The 19,141-nt window shown below is 62.1% G+C and carries 19 protein-coding genes and 2 pseudogenes; 9 read left to right on the top strand and 12 right to left on the bottom strand.

Annotation, left to right across the window (positions count from 1 at the left end):
- From NKJ72_RS27740 to NKJ72_RS27730, 3 genes and pseudogenes are all read left to right on the top strand, one after another.
- A partial coding sequence (locus NKJ72_RS27740; RefSeq protein ID WP_352480289.1) for a transposase domain-containing protein occupies window positions 1–286 on the top strand: 286 nt, incomplete at its 5' end.
- A gap of 23 nt (window positions 287–309) precedes the next feature.
- Window positions 310–475: pseudogene (locus NKJ72_RS27735) on the top strand (IS6 family transposase); the annotation flags it as partial.
- Between the two features lie 172 nt (window positions 476–647).
- Window positions 648–806, top strand: a pseudogene (locus tag NKJ72_RS27730) (ATP-binding protein); the annotation flags it as partial.
- A gap of 868 nt (window positions 807–1,674) precedes the next feature.
- Here the strand turns inward: NKJ72_RS27730 and groL are convergent.
- From groL to NKJ72_RS27670, 11 genes are all read right to left on the bottom strand, one after another.
- On the bottom strand, window positions 1,675–3,330 hold the full coding sequence (gene groL / locus NKJ72_RS27720) for a chaperonin GroEL (protein ID WP_352480287.1): 1,656 nt from the start codon (window positions 3,328–3,330) through the stop codon (window positions 1,675–1,677).
- A gap of 63 nt (window positions 3,331–3,393) precedes the next feature.
- Entirely contained in the window at window positions 3,394–3,690 is a 297-nt protein-coding gene (gene groES, locus NKJ72_RS27715; RefSeq protein ID WP_006203049.1) for a co-chaperone GroES, read from the bottom strand.
- A gap of 420 nt (window positions 3,691–4,110) precedes the next feature.
- Window positions 4,111–5,094: a 3-oxopimeloyl-[acyl-carrier-protein] synthase BioZ gene (gene bioZ, locus NKJ72_RS27710; protein WP_352480286.1), complete on the bottom strand. Its 984-nt coding sequence runs from the start codon at window positions 5,092–5,094 to the stop codon at window positions 4,111–4,113.
- Window positions 5,091–6,356 carry an adenosylmethionine--8-amino-7-oxononanoate transaminase gene (locus NKJ72_RS27705; RefSeq protein ID WP_352480285.1) on the bottom strand — a complete coding sequence of 422 codons (1,266 nt, stop codon included), beginning with the start codon at window positions 6,354–6,356 and terminating at the stop codon, window positions 5,091–5,093. Before NKJ72_RS27705 ends, bioZ begins: the two co-directional genes overlap by 4 nt.
- Window positions 6,356–6,991, bottom strand: a complete 636-nt coding sequence (gene bioD / locus NKJ72_RS27700; protein ID WP_352480284.1) for a dethiobiotin synthase — start codon at window positions 6,989–6,991, stop codon at window positions 6,356–6,358. The genes NKJ72_RS27705 and bioD overlap by 1 nt, the downstream gene beginning before the upstream one ends.
- Window positions 6,988–8,142: an 8-amino-7-oxononanoate synthase gene (locus tag NKJ72_RS27695; RefSeq protein ID WP_352480283.1), complete on the bottom strand. Its 1,155-nt coding sequence runs from the start codon at window positions 8,140–8,142 to the stop codon at window positions 6,988–6,990. Before NKJ72_RS27695 ends, bioD begins: the two co-directional genes overlap by 4 nt.
- Entirely contained in the window at window positions 8,139–9,137 is a 999-nt protein-coding gene (gene bioB, locus NKJ72_RS27690) for a biotin synthase BioB (protein WP_352480294.1), read from the bottom strand. Before bioB ends, NKJ72_RS27695 begins: the two co-directional genes overlap by 4 nt.
- 95 nt (window positions 9,138–9,232) lie before the next feature.
- Window positions 9,233–10,087, bottom strand: coding sequence for a carboxylating nicotinate-nucleotide diphosphorylase (nadC, locus tag NKJ72_RS27685; RefSeq protein WP_352469119.1), 855 nt, complete (start codon window positions 10,085–10,087; stop codon window positions 9,233–9,235).
- Window positions 10,087–11,628, bottom strand: coding sequence for an L-aspartate oxidase (locus tag NKJ72_RS27680; RefSeq protein ID WP_352480293.1), 1,542 nt, complete (start codon window positions 11,626–11,628; stop codon window positions 10,087–10,089). The genes nadC and NKJ72_RS27680 overlap by 1 nt, the downstream gene beginning before the upstream one ends.
- Complete coding sequence (gene nadA / locus NKJ72_RS27675) at window positions 11,625–12,599, bottom strand: quinolinate synthase NadA (RefSeq protein ID WP_352480282.1); 975 nt, start codon at window positions 12,597–12,599, stop codon at window positions 11,625–11,627. Before nadA ends, NKJ72_RS27680 begins: the two co-directional genes overlap by 4 nt.
- A gap of 66 nt (window positions 12,600–12,665) precedes the next feature.
- Window positions 12,666–13,634: an NUDIX hydrolase gene (locus NKJ72_RS27670; protein ID WP_352480292.1), complete on the bottom strand. Its 969-nt coding sequence runs from the start codon at window positions 13,632–13,634 to the stop codon at window positions 12,666–12,668.
- Window positions 13,635–13,807: 173 nt separating this feature from the next.
- On the opposite strand from NKJ72_RS27670, the gene panB reads away from it, so the two are divergent.
- The 6 genes from panB (at window position 13,808) to NKJ72_RS27640 (ending at window position 17,929) form a co-directional block, all read left to right on the top strand.
- Window positions 13,808–14,668 (top strand): 3-methyl-2-oxobutanoate hydroxymethyltransferase, encoded by an 861-nt coding sequence (gene panB / locus NKJ72_RS27665; protein ID WP_352480281.1) that lies wholly within the window; start codon window positions 13,808–13,810, stop codon window positions 14,666–14,668.
- Window positions 14,665–15,525 carry a pantoate--beta-alanine ligase gene (panC, locus tag NKJ72_RS27660; protein WP_352480280.1) on the top strand — a complete coding sequence of 287 codons (861 nt, stop codon included), beginning with the start codon at window positions 14,665–14,667 and terminating at the stop codon, window positions 15,523–15,525. Before panB ends, panC begins: the two co-directional genes overlap by 4 nt.
- Window positions 15,526–15,619: 94 nt before the next feature.
- On the top strand, window positions 15,620–16,345 hold the full coding sequence (locus tag NKJ72_RS27655) for a LuxR family transcriptional regulator (protein ID WP_352480279.1): 726 nt from the start codon (window positions 15,620–15,622) through the stop codon (window positions 16,343–16,345).
- 93 nt (window positions 16,346–16,438) lie between these two features.
- Window positions 16,439–17,089, top strand: a complete 651-nt coding sequence (locus tag NKJ72_RS27650) for an acyl-homoserine-lactone synthase (protein WP_352480278.1) — start codon at window positions 16,439–16,441, stop codon at window positions 17,087–17,089.
- Window positions 17,086–17,460, top strand: coding sequence for a transcriptional regulator domain-containing protein (locus NKJ72_RS27645; RefSeq protein WP_352480277.1), 375 nt, complete (start codon window positions 17,086–17,088; stop codon window positions 17,458–17,460). Before NKJ72_RS27650 ends, NKJ72_RS27645 begins: the two co-directional genes overlap by 4 nt.
- Before the next feature lie 58 nt (window positions 17,461–17,518).
- Complete coding sequence (locus NKJ72_RS27640) at window positions 17,519–17,929, top strand: DUF2285 domain-containing protein (protein ID WP_084641649.1); 411 nt, start codon at window positions 17,519–17,521, stop codon at window positions 17,927–17,929.
- Between the two features lie 108 nt (window positions 17,930–18,037).
- Here the strand turns inward: NKJ72_RS27640 and NKJ72_RS27635 are convergent.
- Window positions 18,038–18,801 (bottom strand): IS5 family transposase gene (locus NKJ72_RS27635; RefSeq protein WP_352480276.1). Its coding sequence is split into 2 segments (ribosomal slippage): window positions 18,038–18,462 and window positions 18,462–18,801, totalling 765 coding nucleotides; the frame shifts between segments, so codons are not numbered across the junction.
- Window positions 18,802–19,141 lie beyond the last annotated feature (340 nt).

The raw sequence follows: 19,141 nt of genomic DNA, 5'->3' as shown, positions 1-19,141 counted from the left end.
AATACTCCGCGTCGCATCAACGACGACAATCAGGAATCGCTGTTTTCCGCCATTTGAAGAGGGGGTGCATAATGAATCAGTCTTCACAATTACCCGAAAGAACAGCCTCTTCGCTGGCAGCGACGGCGGCGGACGGACATGGGCCACCATCGCCACGCTGCTGACCACCGCCAAGATGAACCAGGTCGATCCGCACGCCTGGCTCACCCAGACCCTCGAGCGTATCGCCAATGGCTGGCCAAACAGCGATATCGAGGCGCTTATGCCTTGGAACTACCAGCGCTGAACGGCATCAGCTACCCGCTTACGGATCACCGGCGTATCAAGCCGCATTCGATCCATGCTCGGCTTCAAGTCGCATGCGAACGACGTGGTTATCCTCTCCGGCATCGAGATGATCCACATGATGGGCAAGCGACAGGCGAGGTATGCCTACAAGTCTGTCGATCGCTGTTTCGATCTCCTCGCTGCCTGACGGACAGGCCGAAATGGCCGTTCACAACCCCATTTCCAGGTTTGCGACAGAGCCTTTTGTCGGCGTTGCCGGCTTCGAAGGGCCGGTGCGCGCCGAGCGGATCAAGATCACCCCCGGCCACCTTGCTGCGGCCACTCGCCGAGTACGAAGCGGTGGCCGGAGGGAGCTGGTGATGACGACCCTAGATCATGACCTGCTGATCGCAATCCTGGATCGGCTGAAGTTGACGGCGATCCGCGACCAGCTCGACACGCTCATGTCGAGCAAGATCGCGCAGTTCCCGTTTGTCCGCGAACTCGACGGCTTCGGCTTCGACGCGCAGCCATCGGTCTGCTTCAGCCAAACGTATTCATAGGTATGGGACAGGCTGCTATGTCCGCCACCCACGCCTGCTCCGAGGCCCTCCAGGGCAATGGTCTGAGACCTGGGCTCAAGCCCTTCGGCGAGGAGGATGAGACGCCGCTGGAGCTCGGGTGCAAGCGCTGCCACGCCCGCTCCGAGGCCCCACAAGGCCGAAGCGCAGTCGTCGGGGTCACGAGGCCCCTCGGCCACGACGACGAGACGCTGCTGGAGCCCGGTTGCAAGGGCTGCCACAGATGGCCTGAACCTGAATCCGCCTTTCTTGAGGCGTTGCGATTATCATCGCGGCGACACGCAGCTCTTGATTTGTGTGCGAAATCCTCAGCAGATCCATCGGGCTGAGCCGCTCAGCAATATCAACGAGAATGTCCAGCGGCAGATCAAGGATACTCAGAGGAGGAAACGCTTGATCTTGAGGCTCAGAGCGCGTCTGCTCCACTATAGAACAGGATGATTCACCGGGTCCTTCAACGCCAGCCGCCGGTTCCGATGAGAGAATTGTCCCTGATATCACGCTCGATGGAGTTAAATGCCGAGATGGGCGCCTTGCCACGCTCCTCAATGCCCCTCATGATTCACCGCCTATAGCTACCAACTGAATGAAGCATCGTGATTGTCGCGCAGCGGAATCCTCAAGGATCGGGCAGTTCGTAGGGGGCGCCGGTTTGACCAGGTTGAGCCCGCGAATTGCTCGATCGGACAAGATCCTAATTCTCGACCATGCGGTGAGGCTCGAACGAGATCCTCGGGACGCACTCCAAGGTTTCGATCATGTTCGGCACACAAGGAAAGGGCGGCATTGCTGCCGCCCTGTCCGCTGTAAGTTGATAGGGGCTGGATTAAAAATCCATACCGCCCATGCCGCCCATACCGCCGCCGCCCATGCCGCCAGGCATGCCGCCGCCAGCTGACTCCTTCTTCGGAGCCTCCGCGATCATGGCTTCGGTGGTGACGAGCAGGCCGGCGACCGAGGCCGCGTCCTGGAGGGCAGTGCGCACGACCTTGACCGGATCGAGGATACCCATGGCGATCATGTCGCCATATTCGCCGGTCTGGGCGTTGTAGCCGTAGGTCGCGCCCTTGTTGTCGAGGATCTTGCCGGCAACGATCGAAGCTTCCGCACCTGCGTTCGAAGCGATCTGACGGGCCGGAGCCTGCAGTGCACGACGAACGATGTTGATGCCGGCAGCCTGGTCGGCATTGACGCCGGTGACCTTGATGTTGGCCGAAGCGCGCAGCAGTGCGACGCCGCCGCCTGCAACGATGCCTTCTTCCACGGCCGCGCGGGTCGCGTTGAGGGCGTCGTCGACGCGGTCCTTCTTTTCCTTGACTTCGACTTCCGTCGCGCCGCCGACGCGGATCACCGCGACGCCGCCCGCGAGCTTCGCCAGACGTTCCTGCAGCTTCTCCTTGTCGTAGTCCGACGTGGTCTCTTCGATCTGCTGCTTGATCTGGGCAACGCGGCCCTGGATCTCGTCCTTCTTGCCGGCGCCGTCGACAATGGTGGTGTTCTCCTTGGAGATCGACACCTTCTTGGCGCGGCCAAGCATGTTGAGGCCGACATTCTCGAGCTTGATGCCGAGGTCTTCCGAAATGACCTGGCCACCGGTGAGGATGGCGATGTCTTCCAGCATGGCCTTGCGGCGATCACCGAAGCCCGGCGCCTTGACGGCGGCGATCTTCAGGCCACCGCGCAGCTTGTTGACGACCAGCGTGGCCAGAGCCTCGCCTTCGACGTCTTCCGAGATGATGAGCAGCGGCTTGGAGGTCTGCACGACGGCTTCGAGAACCGGCAGCATCGCCTGGAGGTTGGACAGCTTCTTCTCGTGCAGGAGGATGTAGACGTCCTCGAGCTCGGCAACCATCTTGTCGGCGTTGGTGACGAAGTAGGGCGAGAGATAGCCGCGGTCGAACTGCATGCCTTCGACGACTTCCAGCTCGGTCTCGGCGGTCTTGGCCTCCTCGACGGTAATGACGCCCTCATTGCCGACCTTCTGCATCGCTTCAGCGATCATCGAGCCGACCGAAGCATCGCCATTGCCGGCGATCGTGCCGACCTGGGCAACTTCCTCGGAGGTCTTGATCTTCTTGGCAGCGTTGCCGAGAGCCGCGACGACTTCGGTCACGGCCAGGTCGATGCCGCGCTTCAGGTCCATCGGGTTCATGCCGGCGGCAACCGCCTTGTTACCTTCCTGGACGATCGACTGCGCCAGAACGGTCGCGGTCGTGGTGCCATCACCGGCGATGTCGTTGGTCTTCGAAGCAACTTCGCGGATCATCTGCGCGCCCATGTTTTCGAACTTGTCGGAAAGTTCGATTTCCTTGGCGACGGTGACGCCGTCCTTGGTGATGCGCGGTGCGCCGAACGACTTGTCGATGACGACGTTGCGGCCCTTGGGACCGAGGGTCACCTTCACCGCGTCGGCGAGGATGTTGATGCCGTGAAGCATGCGCTCGCGGGCGTCGCGGGAGAATTTTACGTCTTTGGCAGCCATTTTTTAGCTCCTGGCAGGGGCTTGCGATCAAGCCCGAAATTCAGTTGACGGTGAGGCCGATAATCAGCCGATGATGCCCATAATGTCGGATTCCTTCATGATCAGAAGGTCTTCGCCATTGAGCTTGACTTCGGTGCCCGACCACTTGCCGAACAGGATGCGGTCGCCGGCCTTGACGTCCAGCGGGACGAGCTTGCCGGCCTCGTCGCGGGCGCCGGAACCGACGGCGATGATCTCGCCTTCCTGCGGCTTTTCCTTAGCCGTATCGGGGATGATGATCCCGCCCGCGGTCTTGGATTCGGATTCGACCCGACGAACGACCACGCGGTCATGAAGCGGGCGGAACTTCGACTTTGCCATTTTTGGATTTCCCTGGTGCGGATGTTGAACGGTGCTCCGTTGCCGGAGCATGCCTAGCACTCAGCCGAAGCGAGTGCTAACGCGGCAGTGAGATAGGCCGCAGGCTCCTGCTAGTCAAGACGGAAGAGCAAAGAGCAAAGAGAAAAGAGAAGACAGCAAAGAGCAGCCAGCAAAGAGCGTGTAAGCATCGAGCCTTTTAGTGAACAATGTCGGGTATCCGACATATATGGGGCGGCTCACCCTTTGTAATTGAGCTTTATTCAGATGGTACGACGGGTGTTGCATTTGAACTCATCCAGAGGCTCGCACGGGTCGTGCTGCGTCAGCTTGGTCATGTCGAGCTTCAGAAGGCCATTTTGGCATTGGTTCTGTTGCTCCTATTGCCATTCATGACCAATCCTGCGCGCGTGAGCCGGCCGGCTAGATTCCAACCACGAGAGCGCCGCCGCTGAGACCCGCACCCGCCGCCGCCAGAAGGATTTTCTCTCCTGGCTGGAATGGCTTCATCTGGTTGGCGAGCGAGAGCGACAGCGGGACCGTCGCGGCCGAAGAGTTGCCGTATTCGGCAATCGTCTTGACAATTGCTTGGTCCGCAATGCCAAGGTTTCTTCCGACCGCGCCGAAAATCCGAGTATTGGCCTGATGCGGCACAAACCGGCCGACATTGTGTGGCCGCACTCCCGCAGTGGCTAGCGCGGTTGTCGAGCAATCGGTCATCATCTCGACGGCCTTTGCGAACACTTCGGGCCCGTCGGTCATCGTCATCCGGGTCTGCCCGAGGTCGAGGTCGCCATGGAACGGCGTGTTGCTTCCTCCTGCGGGAATCTGGATCAGCCCGTAGCGCGAGCCGTCCGAAGCCACCGAGGCACCGAGAATGCCCCGATCAGCATCATCGCACTGACCGATCACCAGGGCGCCGGCGGCATCGGCGAACAAGACTGAGCTCGCGCGCTCGGCTGGATTGATGCGGCGGCTGAGGATGTTGGCGGCGATGACCAGCGCTGGTTTGCCATGCAGGCGGGTGAACCCGTCCGCAAACATGAGCGCATAGATGAAGCCGGCGCAGGCGCCGGTCAGATCGACCGCGCCTGCGCGGCCAAGGCCAAGCTTGTGTGCGACCAGCGGCGCGCTTGGCGGCAGAAGATGGTCGGGCGTCGAGGTGGCAAGCAACAGCAGACCGATGTCGTGGCGCGCAATACCGGCGTTCGCCAAAGCCATGTCGCCGGCTTGCGTGGCCAAGCCAGACAGCGTGTCTTGGTCCGTTGCCCAGAAGCGCGAACGGATTCCGGTACGCCTTTCGATCCAGCCCGGCTCGAGGCCGAGATTGCTCTCGATCTCGGCATTGGCCACCTTGCGCCCAGGCACGTGATGGCCAAGTCCGAGAATGCGCGACGACTTGCTCATGGCCTGGACCCGAAGCGTTCCCCGGCCTCCTCGATGGCGTCATAGAGTCGTTCGAGCTCGTCGCCTGCGATGCAATAGGGTGGCAGAAGGTAGAGGACATTGCCGAGCGGGCGCACAAGCAGTCCGCGCTCGAGGAAGAAAGCGCGCAGCTTCGGACCAATCTCGGCGAGATAACCTGCGGAACCGGTTCGCAGGTCGAGCGCCGCGATCGTTCCCGTGGCTCGACAGTCGGCAAAATATGGATTGTCCCGAAAGCGTCTAAGCCCGACGGCCTGCATCACGCTCAAGGCCGTGATCCGCCCGGCCACTGGCTCGTCGCGCCAGATCTCGACATTGGCGAGTGCTGCCGCACAGGCAATCGGATTGGCGGTGTAGGAGCTCGAATGGAAAAACGTCTTCTTCCGGTCCTCGGAATAGTGCGCCCGGAAGATGGCATCGGTGACAAGCGTTACGGCCAGCGGGATGGTGCCGCCGGTCAAGCCTTTGGAGGTGCACAGGATATCTGGAGAAATCGATGCCTGCTCGCAGGCGAACATGGTTCCGGTGCGTCCCCAGCCGGTCATCACCTCGTCGGCGATCAGCAGCGAGCCGGAGGCCTCAGTGATCTTCTTCAATTCGGCCAGAACCGATGCTGGATACATCAGCATGCCGCCGGCGCCCAGCACCAGCGGCTCGACGATCAAGGCTGCGGCTCGTCGATCGCGGGTCACAGCCTCGAAACGATCCAGCGTCTCCTGCTCGTGCCCCGCGGCCGGAAAGGGGATGATGTCGACCTCGAACAGCAAGGGTTCGTAGGCGGCGTTGAACACGCCACGCGCACCGACGCTCATCGTTCCAATCGTGTCACCATGATAGCTGTGCTCCATGACGACGATGCGCGAGCGCGGCGCGCCGATGTTGCGGAAATAACCGAGCGCCATCTTCAGCGCGACTTCGACTGAGGTCGAGCCACTGTCGGAATAGAACACCCAGTCGAGTCCAGCGGGAGCGAGGCCGACAAGCGCCTTGGCCAAGCGCTCTGCCGGCTCGTGCGTGAAGCCCGCAAAGATAATCTGGTCGAGGCTCGACGCGGTTGTCTCGATTGCCTTCATGATGCGGGGATGGCGGTGGCCATGTGTGACGACCCACCAGGAGGAGATGGCGTCCAGGATGCGGGCGCCGTCGGCCCTGTGGAGATAGGCGCCCTCAGTCAGGACGATTTCTGGGATCGCAGGCTCGAGCGCGTGCTGGGTGAAGGGATGCCACACATGAGACTGCGACATCAGTCACCTCCAGTAATCGAGGCGAAGGCGAAGCCGGCAACCATTGCGTCCCTCAGTGTTTTGCCCGTCAGCACATCGAGGTGCGGCAGCCTGCCGAGCTGCGGCGCACCGCTGAATTCCACGATGGTCCGTTGCGTATCGGCCATCTCCTCGCCGATGAAAGCGATGCCCGCCAACGGGATGGAGCGGGCGCGGAGCGCCTCGACCGATAGCAAGGTGTGGTTGATGGTGCCGAGTGTGGTGCGGGCGCACAGAATAACGGGCAGCCGCCATTCAGCGAAGATGTCGATTAACCTTGTGCGCCGGTTGAGCGGCACCATTAGGCCGCCGGAGCCTTCGATGACGAGCGGCGTCGGTAGGACGGGAAAAGCAAGATCGGCAGCCTTGATCGCCACGCCGTCGATCTCGGCCGAACGATGCGGCGACAGCGGGCTCCGCAAGCGGTAGGCTTCCGGCAGCACGCGCTCTGAGGGCAAGCCGGCAAGCCGCGCGACAACCTCGCTGTCGGTCTCGCCGTCGAGGCCCGATTGCACCGGTTTCCAGTAAAAGCCGTCCAGCAAACCGGCGAGCCCAGCCGCAAACACGGTCTTGCCAACTCCGGTATCCGTTCCGGTGATGACGATGCGTTGGGTCATATCGCCTCCGGTGATGTTTGGGCCAACACCTCGACCAGCGCCTCGACCATGGCGGAAATGTCGGCTTCGCCGATATTGAGCGTCAGTGAGATGCGCAGCCGCGACGTGCCCTCGGGCACGGTCGGCGGACGAATGCCGCGTATGTCGAAGCCGCGGGCCTGCAGTGCCGCCGCCACCGCCATTGCGCGGCTGACGTCGCCGATGACAACTGGCTGGATCTGCGAGCCGCTGGGCTTTACGCCGCAGCGCTCGACCAACTGGCGGCTCGCGAAAGCGACCCGCTCATGCAGCTGAATACGGCGCATGGGCTCGTCGGCGAGCATTGCGAGCGCTTCGCGCGCCGCGACCGCCATCAGCGGCGATGGCGCAGTAGCGTAGATGAATGGCCGGCATCGGTTGACGAGATAGTCGCACAGCGTTCGCGGCGCTGTGACCAGCGCGCCGGAAGCGCCGAGCGCCTTGCCGCATGTATGGAGCGCTATGATGTTGTCCCGGCCCTCGAAAGCGGCGGCAAGGCCGCGGCCATCCGGTCCCCAGACACCGGTGGCATGCGCCTCGTCGACGACGAGGAACGTCTCGTGCCGATCGGCAAGCGCGACGAGGCTCTCCATCGGCGCGCGGTCGCCATCCATGCTGTAAAGGCTTTCGACCGCGATCCAGACGCGCCCCATGCCGCCTTCGGCGCGCCAGCGGGTGATGACATCCTCGACAGCGTCGACGTCGTTGTGCCCGGCCAGCCTGGCCTCGGCGCGCCCGGCCTGTGCACCCTCACGCATGCTGGCATGGGCAAGTTCGTCGAGGATCAGCAGGTCACCCTTCTGCGGCAGGGCGGTCAGCAGAGCGAAATTGGCTATGTAGCCGCTGCCGAAGAACAGCGCGCGCTCGGTCCCGAAGAATGCCGCCGCGTCTGCCTCCAATTCCTCATGCTCCGGCGCGTTGCCACGCAACAGCCGCGACCCGGTGGCGCCAACCGACGTGCCCCGCGCGATCGCCGCCGCAACCGATTCGCCAAGTCTTTTGGAGGCGGCAAGCCCGAGATAGTCGTTCGACGAGAAGTCGAGGCCGGCGCGCGGCTTCAGCGTCCGCAGCCGGTCCTTGCGCGCCAGTCCCTGCAAGGTCGCCTCATAGCGGGCAAGCGGTGCCCCGTTCATTGCGCCTCGAGTTCCATCGGCTCGATGCCGAGGCGCCGGAACAGCAGGGTATCCTTGTCCTCGCCGGGATTGTCCGCCGTCAGCAGCGTGTCCCCGACGAAAATCGAATTGGCACCGGCAAAAAAGCACAGCGCCTGCATCTCGTCGGTCATGGCGGTGCGGCCGGCCGAAAGTCGGATATGCGATTTCGGCATCATGATGCGCGCCAGCGCGATCACGCGCACGAATTCGATCGGCTCGATCGGCTTGGCGTCGGCAAGCGGGGTGCCGGCGATCGGAATCAGCATGTTGATCGGAACGCTTTGCGGATGTTCCGGCAGATTGGCCAGCGTCACCAGCATGTCGATCCGGTCCACCGGCTCCTCGCCCATGCCGACAATGCCGCCGCAGCAGACCTTGATGCCGGATTGGCGAACGTGCTCGAGCGTCTCGAGCCGGTCGGCAAAGCTGCGCGTGCTGATGATCTCGCTATAGTAGCGTTCCGACGTATCGATGTTGTGGTTGTAGTAGTCGAGACCAGCCTGCTTCATTCGAGCGGCCTGCTCAAGATCGAGCATGCCGAGCGTCATACAGGTCTCCATGCCCAGCGCCTTGACGCCTTCGACCATCGCCACGACCGCATCCATGTCGCGCGCCTTGGGGTTTCGCCAGGCCGCGCCCATGCAATAGCGGGTTGCGCCGGCGTCACGCGCTTTCTTCGCCTCGACGATGACGCGCCTGACCTCCATCAGCTTCGACGCCTTCAGGCCGGTCTCGTGATGCGCCGACTGGCTACAATAGCCGCAATCCTCCGGGCATCTGCCCGTCTTGATGCTGAGCAGCCGGCTGAGCTGGACCTTGTTGGGATCGAAATTCTGGCGGTGCACGGTTTGCGCGAGGAAGAGGAGATTGTTGAAGGGGGCATCGTGAAGTGCCCGAGCCTTCTCCAGGGTCCACGCTCCAGGGTCAGGGGATTGAGCCTGTGGCGATGTCTGCGTTGGACTCGCTGTTTGCATGTCCATGCTGTTCCTCCGGTTCTGCCTTGCTTTGCTGTCTGATTGATGACGATCGGAAAGGACAGTTGATTCGATCCTGTTCGTTCCTCAGGCGATCATGAGCCCCAATAGTCGAGGCCGATATCCAGGATCGGCGCGCTGTGGGTCAGTCGGCCGACTGAAATCAGATCAACGCCGGTCGCGGCAATCGCTCGCGCTGTATCGGATGCGATCCCGCCAGAAGCCTCGGTGATAGCACGGCCGCCAACGATTGCGACGGCGCGGCGAAGATCGGCGAGGGACATGTTGTCGAGCAGAACCGCATCGGGAGCGAAGCCAAGTACCTCCTCCAACTGGGCCAGCGTATCGACCTCGACCTCGATCTTGACGAGATGACCGGCCCGTCTTCGTGCTCGCTCGAGCGCCGGGCGAACGCCGCCTGCGATGGCGATGTGGTTGTCCTTGATCAGAATTGCGTCGTCGAGGCCGAAGCGGTGATTGGATCCGCCACCTGCGCGCACCGCATACTTTTCGACTGCCCGCAATCCGGGCGTCGTCTTGCGCGTGCAGACGATCTTCGCGCCATATCCACGAACCGCAGCGACGATCGATGCCGTTGCTGTAGCGATGCCGCTCAGATGGCACAAAAAATTGAGTGCCGTCCGTTCGGCTGTGAGAATGGCCCGGGCAGGGCCAACCACTGATGCAATGACCTCTCCATCCATGACATTGGAGCCGTCTGCCCGCTCCACCGAGATTTCGATATCAGGATCAATCAAGCGGAAAGCGAGCATCGCCAGATCGAGGCCGGCGACAACTCCGGACTGGCGCGCCGCCAGCACGGTTCCCGCTTGGCGTTCCTTCGGGACGATGGCCTCCGTGGTCAAGTCGCCGGCTCTGCCAAGGTCTTCAAGAAGAGCTGCCCTTACAAGCGGCTCAAGCATGACCGTGGGAAGCGGTGAGAGCGTCATCACTTTGCCCCTTCGAGGCTTGGCGAGTGTCCGAGTTCCCGCGCAGCGGCCAAGGCGGCTTCGAGGGTGATTTCGGACCGTCGGGCGACAGTCGCATGATGAGGAAAGTCTGTCCGGTAATGAGCGCCGCGGCTTTCTTCGCGCAACAGGGCGGCAACCGCGATCATCAGCCCGGCAGCCGCCGGATCCGAGGCCGCGTCCTTGCTATCGGCGAGCGGCAATAAGGCACGTGCGGCTGCTTTTAAACCTTCACCATCCCGGACGATGCCGAGTGCGCGCGACAGGAAAACACGCACCGGAATCGGAGCGGGCGATGGGTAAACGTCCGCAAACGCAGGCTTTGTTCTGCGAGCAGGCGTTCCGGCAACACTTTCAGCGACCCAGCGCGCGCACACGACGGCCTCGGTCAAGGAATTGCTGGCGAGCCTGTTGGCGCCATGCAGTCCTGTCGAAGCGACTTCGCCGCAGGCCCACAGCCCCTTGACGGACGTCCTACCGGAGCAGTCCACGGCAACGCCACCCATGTGGTAGTGTTGGGCCGGACGAATGGGGATGAGATCGCGCGCGGGATTGATGCCGGCTCCACGACAGGCTGATGCGATTGTCGGGAAGTGTCGAGCAAATTCCGGGCCAGGCCGTTGCCGCGCGTCGAGAAAAACACGGTGGCCGTTGGCAAGATGGTTCCAGACGGCGCGCGCCAAGACATCACGAGGCGCAAGTTCCGCCCCTGGCACGTTCTGGAGAAAAGCCTGGCCGGTTTCGTCGATCAGGGCAGCACCTTCGCCGCGGACGGCCTCGCTGATCAGCACCATAGGGCGTTCCGGGCCGTCAAGCGCGGTCGGGTGGAACTGGATGAACTCGAGGTCGGCAAGGACAGCTCCAGCGCGGGCCGCAAGCGCCAGGCCCTGTCCGCAACTGCCCCAAGGATTGGTGGTGTCGAGAAACAGTCCCCCGATCCCACCGGTGGCGAGGACGACCCGCCGTGAGCCGAAGAAGACAGGTCCTGTCGAGCCGCTCGCCCAGACGCCTCGGATCGCATTCTCTCGCACCGCCAGCCGGCGCGCTTCCACGCCCTCCACGACAACAATCGACGGAGTGGAACGCACAGCCGCGATCAGGGCACGCATGATCTCACGCCCGGTGCCGTCACCATGCGCATGAACGATGCGACGTCGGCTGTGTGCGGCCTCCAATCCGAGGCACAGTGAACCTTTCGGCGTACGGTCGAAAGGAACCCCAAAGCCCGCAAGCCCCTCTATCGCCTTGGGCGCGGCTTGGAGGATGCGGCTCGCCACGTCTGTGTCGCAGAGACCATCCCCGGCGGCAAGTGTATCGGCCAGGTGCAGTGCTGGATCGTCGTCTTCGCCGAAACTTGCAGCCAGACCACCCTGTGCCCAGGTGCTCGAATTGTCAGCTCCCAGCAGCGTCCTGGACAGAAGAAGCACCGGCTCCGGCGCCAGTTGAAGCGCGGTCATCAGTCCGGCGATGCCGCCGCCGACGATGATGGGCCGCCCGAAGAAGCTGCGGATATCGGCGCTCAAATTGCCAGCATCCGTTCGACCGCAAGCCGCGCGCGCCCGGCGATCCCGGGTTCGATGGTTATGACATGGTGGTTCTGCTCGAGCGCCATGCGGATGTTGGCAAGCGTGATCCGCTTCATGTGCGGGCACAAATTGCAGGGCCGGATGAACTCGACCTCTGGGTGCGCTAACGCGACGTTGTCGCTCATCGAACATTCCGTCATCAGCACGACACGTGCCGGCCTTTGCCTTTCGACATAGTCGGACATGGCAGCGGTCGAGCCGGAAAAATCTGCTTCAGCCACGACGTCGGGCGGGCATTCGGGATGCGCGAGCACGATCACGCCGGGATGGCTTTCGCGCAACTCGCGGATGTCGGCCGGTGTAAAGCGCTCATGCACCTCGCAATGCCCTTTCCAGGCGATGATCTGCACATCGGTCTGGGCGGCGATATTCTGGGCCAGATATTCGTCCGGCAACATGATCACCTGGGGAACGCCAAGGGATTGGACGACCGCCTTGGCGTTGCCGGATGTACAGCAGATATCCGACTCGGCTTTCACTTCGGCCGACGTGTTGACATAAGTGATGATCGGCACGCCGGGATAACGCTGGCGCATCAAGCGCACGTCTTCTGCCGTGATCGATTCCGCCAACGAACAGCCTGCCCGCAGGTCGGGAATGAGCACCGTCTTTTGCGGATTGAGCAGCTTGGCCGTTTCGGCCATGAAATGTACGCCGGCCAGCACGATGACTTGCGCCTCAATCGTCGCAGCCTTGCGGGCCAGTGCCAAACTGTCGCCGACGATGTCGGCCACGCAATGGAAGATCTCGGGCGTCTGATAGTTGTGCGCCAGGATGATGGCGTTGCGCTCGCGCTTCAATGCAAGGATCGCCTCGATATCCTCGACGAAAGCCGGCCATTCGATCGGCGGGATCACTCGTCGGACGCGCTCGTAGAGAAACGCGGCCGTCGGCAGCATGGCGCTCATCGACCCCTCCAGCTTATACTCTAGTTGAAAATAACCAGCATATACTTGCTGTGAGTATAAGGGATGTCAACCCCGCGCCAGCGGCAATTTTGTCCCGGCGATGACCCTCTCGTCGAGAGCGGCGTGGCGGAACCGGTAAAGCTTCGCTGGCCGGCCGCCGGTCTCCGTGGTGGCCTCTCCGGTCTCTTCGACCAGCTCCTGCTGCTCGATCAGGCGGCGAAAGTTCGGCTTGTGGATGAGCCTGCCGGCGAGCGCCTCCACGGTTCGCTGCAGCTGCAAAAGCGTGAAGACCGGCGGCATCAGCTCAAAGACGACCGGCCGGTATTTGATCTTGGAGCGCAGCCGCGCAATGCCGGTCGCCACGATGCGGCGATGATCGGCGACCATAGACTTGCTGGGCACCAGCGGAGGCGGCGTCGCGTCCCGTCCGCTTCCGGCCTCTTGGACCAGGCCTGCTTCGTAGACCAACTCATAGCGTTGAAGCGTGAGTTCCTCGTTCCAAAAGCGGTCGTCGAAGCCGAAGGCTATCGTCGCCCGCTGCCAGCGTTCACGTCGCGCGGCCGCGTCGCTGACGCCGTCTGCCCATTCAATCAGGCGCGGTCGCAGAACGTCCAGCACGACCGGAGGCGTGCCCGAGCGGTGGTCCTCCCATGGAAAATATTCATACCAACTCTGCCAGCCGCACTTGGGCGAGCCAGCTGCCTGTTCCTTGCGGGTCAATGCGAGATAGCTGATGGAGATGACGCGCTGCTGGCGCTCGGCGCCGATGCGATCCCGATCGGCGAAGGTGTAGAGTTGCTCAATATACCCCAGCGGATGGCCGGTCTGCTGCTCGACCCACCCCCTCAAACCGGATTGCAGCGATCGGTGCTCAAGCGCAAATGGTCCGGAGGGCAGGGTGTCCGCCTGGCCGATGGTGAGGACACAGGGTTCACCGTCGTTTACGGCGACGACAAAGGCGATCAGGTCCACTTTGACTTCGTCGGCCTTGACGGCGGCTCTGTCTTTCCTGGGTCCTTTTGCCTGATCGTCCATGTTCGCGAAAGTGGTTGGCCAGCTCGGGGGCGCCTGAATCGATTTAACTGTAAGCGCGCCTGTCAGCACGTCAACACCGCAAAGCTGCACGGCCATTTTTAGCTCTTCGCACTTGCACAAAAATGTGGCAAACGCGACACCCGCGGTTGGTAACGTTGGGGAAGGAGGTTCCATTGAGTGCGTTTGGTGACACCAAGGCGATCACACCGCCGGATATTCGTTCGCGTAAAGGTGGGACGCCGCTCGTCTGCCTTACCGCCTACACGACGCCAGTCGCCCGGCTCGTCGATCCCCATTGCGATGTGGTGCTGGTCGGCGACAGCGTCGGCATGGTTCTCCACGGCCTGCCCTCCACGCTCGGTGTGACGCTGGAGATGATGATCACGCACGGCCAGGCCGTGCGCCGTGGCCTCGAGCAGGCGCTGATGGTCGTCGACTTGCCGTTCGGTTCCTTCGAGGAAAGCCCCGAGCAGGCTTTCCGCAATGCCGCGCGCGTCATGGCCGAGACCGGCTGCGGGGCCGTCAAGCTCGAAGGCGGCGAAACGATGGCAGAGACGATCGGCTTCCTCGCCGCGCGCGGCGTGCCGGTCATGGCCCATGTCGGCTTGACGCCGCAGGCGATCAACACCATCGGTGGCTACCGCGTGCAGGGCAGAGGCGGGGATGCCGAGCGCATCAGGCGCGACGCGCTTGCGGTGAGCGAAGCGGGCGCCTTTGCGGTCGTGCTGGAGAAGGTTCCCGAGGCGCTCGCCCGCCGGATTACCGGGGAGGTGGCGACCCCGACCATTGGCATCGGTGCCTCGGCAGCCTGTGACGGCCAGATTCTCGTCGTCGACGACATGCTGGGCCTCTTCGGCGACTTCCGGCCCAAATTCGTCAAGCGCTACGCTGAACTGGGGGAGGCCGCTGCGGCTGCGATCGCGGCCTATGCGCGGGAAGTGAAGGAGCGCCAGTTTCCGGCCGCCGAGCACGTGTTTGCCGATGCGCCCAAGCCCGCCGACGCGGACGCCACCAAGAGCGGAGAAGCAGCGTGAGCGTGCCGATTGTCAGGAGCGTTGCCCAGCTTCGCCAAATCGTCGCCGCATGGCGCCGCGAGGGCGTGAGGATTGCCGTCGTGCCAACGATGGGCGTCCTGCATGAGGGCCATCTCAGCCTGGTGCGCGCGGCACTCGTGAAGGCCGACCGGGTGATCGTGACGCTCTTCGTCAACCCGAAGCAATTCAACAGCCAGGCCGATCTCGCCGCGTATCCGAGCACTGAGGACGAGGATGCCGCCAAGCTGGCACCGCTTGGCGCGCACCTGCTTTATGCGCCGGATGCAGAGGAGATGTATCCGGCGGCCTTCGCCACGACCGTTTCGGTCTCCGGTGTCAGCGAGGGTCTGTGCGGTGCCTTCCGGCCGGGACATTTCGATGGCGTGGCGACCGTCGTCTCCAAGCTCTTCCTGCAGACCAGCGCTGACTTCGGCTTCTTTGGCGAAAAGGACTTTCAGCAGCTTCAGCTAGTCAGGCGTATGGCCCGGGACCTGGATATTCCAATCACCATTGTTCCTTGTCCGACAATCCGCGAAGCCGACGGTCTTGCACTATCATCGCGCAATGTCCGGCTCTCGCCAGCAGAGCGTGCTGTTGCCCCCGAGCTACCATCGGTCTTGCTCGAGACGGCTGAGCGGCTTGCCCGCGGCTCGCCCGTCCTGCCAACGCTTGCCGAAGCGCGCGCAGCAATTCTGGCTGCAGGCTATCGCGAGGTCGAATACCTAGAACTTCGCGACGAGGCAGATCTGCGACCGATGACAAGCCTTGACCAACCGGCACGCTTGCTTGTCGCGGCCTGGCTCGGCGGCACACGTCTCATAGACAACGTCAGAATATCACGGGTTTCACCAGATTAACGGGGTCCTCGGCACGCCCTGTATCCGTCCGGGATTGTTTAAAACAAGGTCTCTGCCTGGCATCGAGCGATCACGGAGGTTACGCAAAGCTCAAATGCATCGCGTGTTTGAGAACTTCGTCGAGCAACTGTCTGCAAGTGTTGATGCTGCCGATCTCCGTGAGGCAATGGCATCCGCTGCAGCCGGCTTCGATTTTCCGCTATTCGCCTATTTCACTTACCCGTCGGCCTCCGGCGACGCCCCGCAATTGATCTCAAACTATCCATCATCCTGGACATCACGTTATCTGCAACAGCGGTACCACAGTCTTGATCCGGTCATCCTGCGCGGGCTGCAAGGCTGGGATACCTTCGATTGGGGTGTGGATCGCGCTCGGCACTGTCTGCCGAATTCGCAGCAACAAATTCTGGAGAGTGCGGCTGAGTTTGGCATCCGCGGCGGCCTGACGATATCCATGCATGATCATTGCGGCCGGTTTGCTGCCCTGACCTTTGCTTCCGACGAGTCCCGCCCGCCTCTGTTGCGGTCACTGACACGTTACGAAAAAGCATTGCAGCTGGTGGCCATCAACTTTCATATCCATGTCCGGCGCAGGCTCGCCGACGATCGCGTGGTGGATGGTGTAACGCTCACCCCGCGGGAGTTCGAGTGCCTGAAATGGGCGGCGCGCGGCAAGTCGGCTTGGGTTATCAGCCAGCTTCTCGGCGTCTCAAAGCGCACCGTGACCTTTCATCTGGAAAACGCCAAGGCAAAGCTTGGCGTTCGAACGATCAACCAGGCCGTTGCACGACTGGTTGCCTCCGGCCAGGCGAGATCCTGATTCTTCTGCCACGATAGCTGTAAACTTCTACAGGCTGCATCGTTGCCAGCTTTGCCCTTCGATGGCGGGAACACATCCCGCACGGAGGCGACCATGATGCAGCTGATAACACCAGACCTTTACAACGAGTTCGCAAGCGAGCTCAAAGAGATGCACGGGCTCAGGTTTCGGGTGTTCAAGGAAAGGCTCGATTGGGAAGTTGATACCGAAGACCAGATGGAAACAGACCCGTTTGATGGTCTGAAGCCTGTCTATCTGCTCCTCAGGGGATCCGACTGGCGAATTCGCGGTTGCGTGCGTCTTTTGCCCAGCACCGGACCCACAATGTTGCGCGACACGTTCCCGGTGCTGCTGGGTGCTGACGTCATGCCCTCGACTGCCGACATATGGGAGAGCAGTCGTTTCGCGCTCGATCTCCCTCCGTCGGCGCCCAAGGCAGCGGGCGGGCTGGCCCAGGCAACCTACGAGCTCTTCGCGGGCATGATCGAGTTCGGCTTGGCCAAGGATCTGACCCGGATAGTAACGGTGACGGATACGCGCATGGAACGGATCCTTCGCCTCGCGACGTGGCCATTGTCGCGCATCGGACAACCCAAGTCCGTCGGCAAAACGGAGGCGGTGGCCGGGTTTCTCGAGATTTCCCGCGCGAGCCTTTTGCGCATCCGCAGCAGGGGACGTCTGAGCGGACCGGTACTGTGGCAACCGGTTCTAGGCCCGTCGGCATTGTGGACACCTGAGCCGTGAAGGATGCTGGTCTGCCCAAGGAAGCGACGGTCGGTCTTGAATGCTGGCCGGACTGGCGTCGTCACGAAGCTTACCACTACGCCAGACGATTGCCGCGCACTGCCTGGGCCTGGGAGTTTCTTCGGCGCAATCCACAATTCCAGCGCGACCACGCCAAAATGGCACCGTCCGCCTGCATTGTCGGAGCCCAGGCCGACATGAAGATAATCGAGTTGACGACAGGATCATCTTTCCTAAGACAATGGAGCCTCCTTTTTCGCGGACGCGCCACAGTCGGACGCTACGTCGGCAAGGGTTTTTTGGGATCCGCGCGACTGCGCCCGTATCCTACGAGCGGCCGCGGAGCCGGTTGGGCTCGACCGCGATTTTGAACCGCTTGATCTTTCTTCGCTCTCATGCTGCAAGGACATCCTGCTGACACCTGCCGGCGTGCAGCACGTGCTGCTGAGGGAGGACTGCCGGAGTCTGCAGATCGCCCTTTCCGGTGCATCCGTTCTCCGCCCGTTGCGGCTATATGTCGACGCGATCGTGCAGCCGCAGCACCTGAAGTTCCATGTCGCTGCCCTTCAGTTCCTGAACGACATCAATGGTTGCGGCCGCCTGGCAGCTGCTTGCTTTCCGCCGGAGCCCCGCGGAGCGCGTCTGCGTCTCGTGCTCCAGGCTTTGGATGGCTCGCTTGCGGGAGCATCTCATCAGGAGATCGCCATTGCCCTGTTCGGGAGACGCCGTGTCGAAGAAGATTGGTCTCATCCAGGTAGCCATCTTCGCGATCAGGTGCGTCGCGCCATCCAACGTGGCCGCTACCTGATGGGCGGCGGCTATAGACAATTCCTGATGTAATTCCGCTGACAGCTTAGTGATTGTCTTATTCGAAAACGCGCAGGCATCAATCTCCATTTCTCACTGCTATTGTGCCTTATACAAAACGTGACACGCGCCTAGCTAGGGTCAGGACTCATTGATCCAGAAGATGAAGGCTGCAGCGAAGGCGATCGCCGACAGGAAGGTGTGAGCACATCGGTCGTATCTGGTGTGGATGCGTCGCCAGTCTTTGAGGCGTGCGAACATGTTCTCGATCCTGTGGCGTTGTCGGTATAGGACAGGATCGTAGCTGTGCTGAACACGATGCTTGGCATGGGGTGGGATGCATGGCGTGATACCGCGCTCGACGAGCGCCTGGCGGAAGGCCGTTGAACTGTAGGCCCGATCGGCGAGCAGGGATTTGGCGGCGGGCAAATCCTCGATCACTGCCGCAGCAGTCTTGTGATCATTGGCCTGCCCTTCGCTCAGATGCAGCAGCCGCGGACGTCCCTTGCCGTCACAGACCACTTGCAGCTTGGTGGTCAGTCCGCCTCGGCTGCGTCCGATACATCGGGATAGAGCCCCTTTTTAAGGAGGCTGGCGGCAGTGCGATGCGCTTTGAGATGGGTGGCATCAATCATCAGATTGTCCGTTTCGCCGCCCTGCGCGGCCAGTTCCGCCAGGATGCGGTTGAACACACCCAGCCGACTCCAGCGGATGAAGCGGTTGTAGATGGTCTTGTGCGGACCGTAGTCGGAAGGGACATCTCGCCAGCGAAGACCATTGCGGATCACGAACAGGATGCCGCTCAGCACCCGGCGGTCATCTACACGCGGCACACCATGCGACAAAGGAAAATAGGGCTCGATCCGGCGCATCTGCTCCGGCGTCAACATCAGCAAATCACTCAAGGCGGCACCTCCTGCCACCTTGAATCACCCAACAGAGATCAATTCAACAAATTAATGGGTCCTGACCCTAGCTGAACCCTTCTAACCCTATCGGAGAGGGCGCCGCGCGGACTGGCTCGGCCACATAACCACCGACGGGAGTTCCCCACCGTGGCTCCGCCCCCGGCGCTGTGCCGCACGTTGGTTCGAGACCGCTATGATGGTGAAACCTCTCGCCCGATGGTCCACAAGAAGGGGCCATCTCATGCACGATCTCGGCCATGACCACCGGTGGCTTCTTGCCGGCAGCACTCAGGCGACTATAACGGGCGCAGAGCCGACCCTGCGGCTTCCAGACATT

Source organism: Mesorhizobium sp. M0045, from assembly GCF_040323385.1.
Taxonomy (GTDB): domain Bacteria; phylum Pseudomonadota; class Alphaproteobacteria; order Rhizobiales; family Rhizobiaceae; genus Mesorhizobium.
This window is presented reverse-complemented; position numbering and strand designations above follow the sequence as displayed.

What these genes read in the sequence shown, in the direction of transcription:
- nadA (WP_352480282.1), bottom strand. Translation starts at nt 12,599, where the DNA reads ATGAGCGCCATGCTGCCGACGGCCGCGTTTCTCTACGAGCGCGTCCGA.
- NKJ72_RS27655 (WP_352480279.1), top strand. Translation starts at nt 15,620, where the DNA reads ATGCATCGCGTGTTTGAGAACTTCGTCGAGCAACTGTCTGCAAGTGTT.
- nadC (WP_352469119.1), bottom strand. Translation starts at nt 10,087, where the DNA reads ATGACGCTCTCACCGCTTCCCACGGTCATGCTTGAGCCGCTTGTAAGG.
- bioB (WP_352480294.1), bottom strand. Translation starts at nt 9,137, where the DNA reads ATGCAAACAGCGAGTCCAACGCAGACATCGCCACAGGCTCAATCCCCT.
- groES (WP_006203049.1), bottom strand. Translation starts at nt 3,690, where the DNA reads ATGGCAAAGTCGAAGTTCCGCCCGCTTCATGACCGCGTGGTCGTTCGT.
- bioD (WP_352480284.1), bottom strand. Translation starts at nt 6,991, where the DNA reads ATGACCCAACGCATCGTCATCACCGGAACGGATACCGGAGTTGGCAAG.
- bioZ (WP_352480286.1), bottom strand. Translation starts at nt 5,094, where the DNA reads ATGAGCAAGTCGTCGCGCATTCTCGGACTTGGCCATCACGTGCCTGGG.
- NKJ72_RS27670 (WP_352480292.1), bottom strand. Translation starts at nt 13,634, where the DNA reads ATGGACGATCAGGCAAAAGGACCCAGGAAAGACAGAGCCGCCGTCAAG.
- NKJ72_RS27695 (WP_352480283.1), bottom strand. Translation starts at nt 8,142, where the DNA reads ATGAACGGGGCACCGCTTGCCCGCTATGAGGCGACCTTGCAGGGACTG.
- NKJ72_RS27705 (WP_352480285.1), bottom strand. Translation starts at nt 6,356, where the DNA reads ATGTCGCAGTCTCATGTGTGGCATCCCTTCACCCAGCACGCGCTCGAG.
- NKJ72_RS27650 (WP_352480278.1), top strand. Translation starts at nt 16,439, where the DNA reads ATGATGCAGCTGATAACACCAGACCTTTACAACGAGTTCGCAAGCGAG.
- groL (WP_352480287.1), bottom strand. Translation starts at nt 3,330, where the DNA reads ATGGCTGCCAAAGACGTAAAATTCTCCCGCGACGCCCGCGAGCGCATG.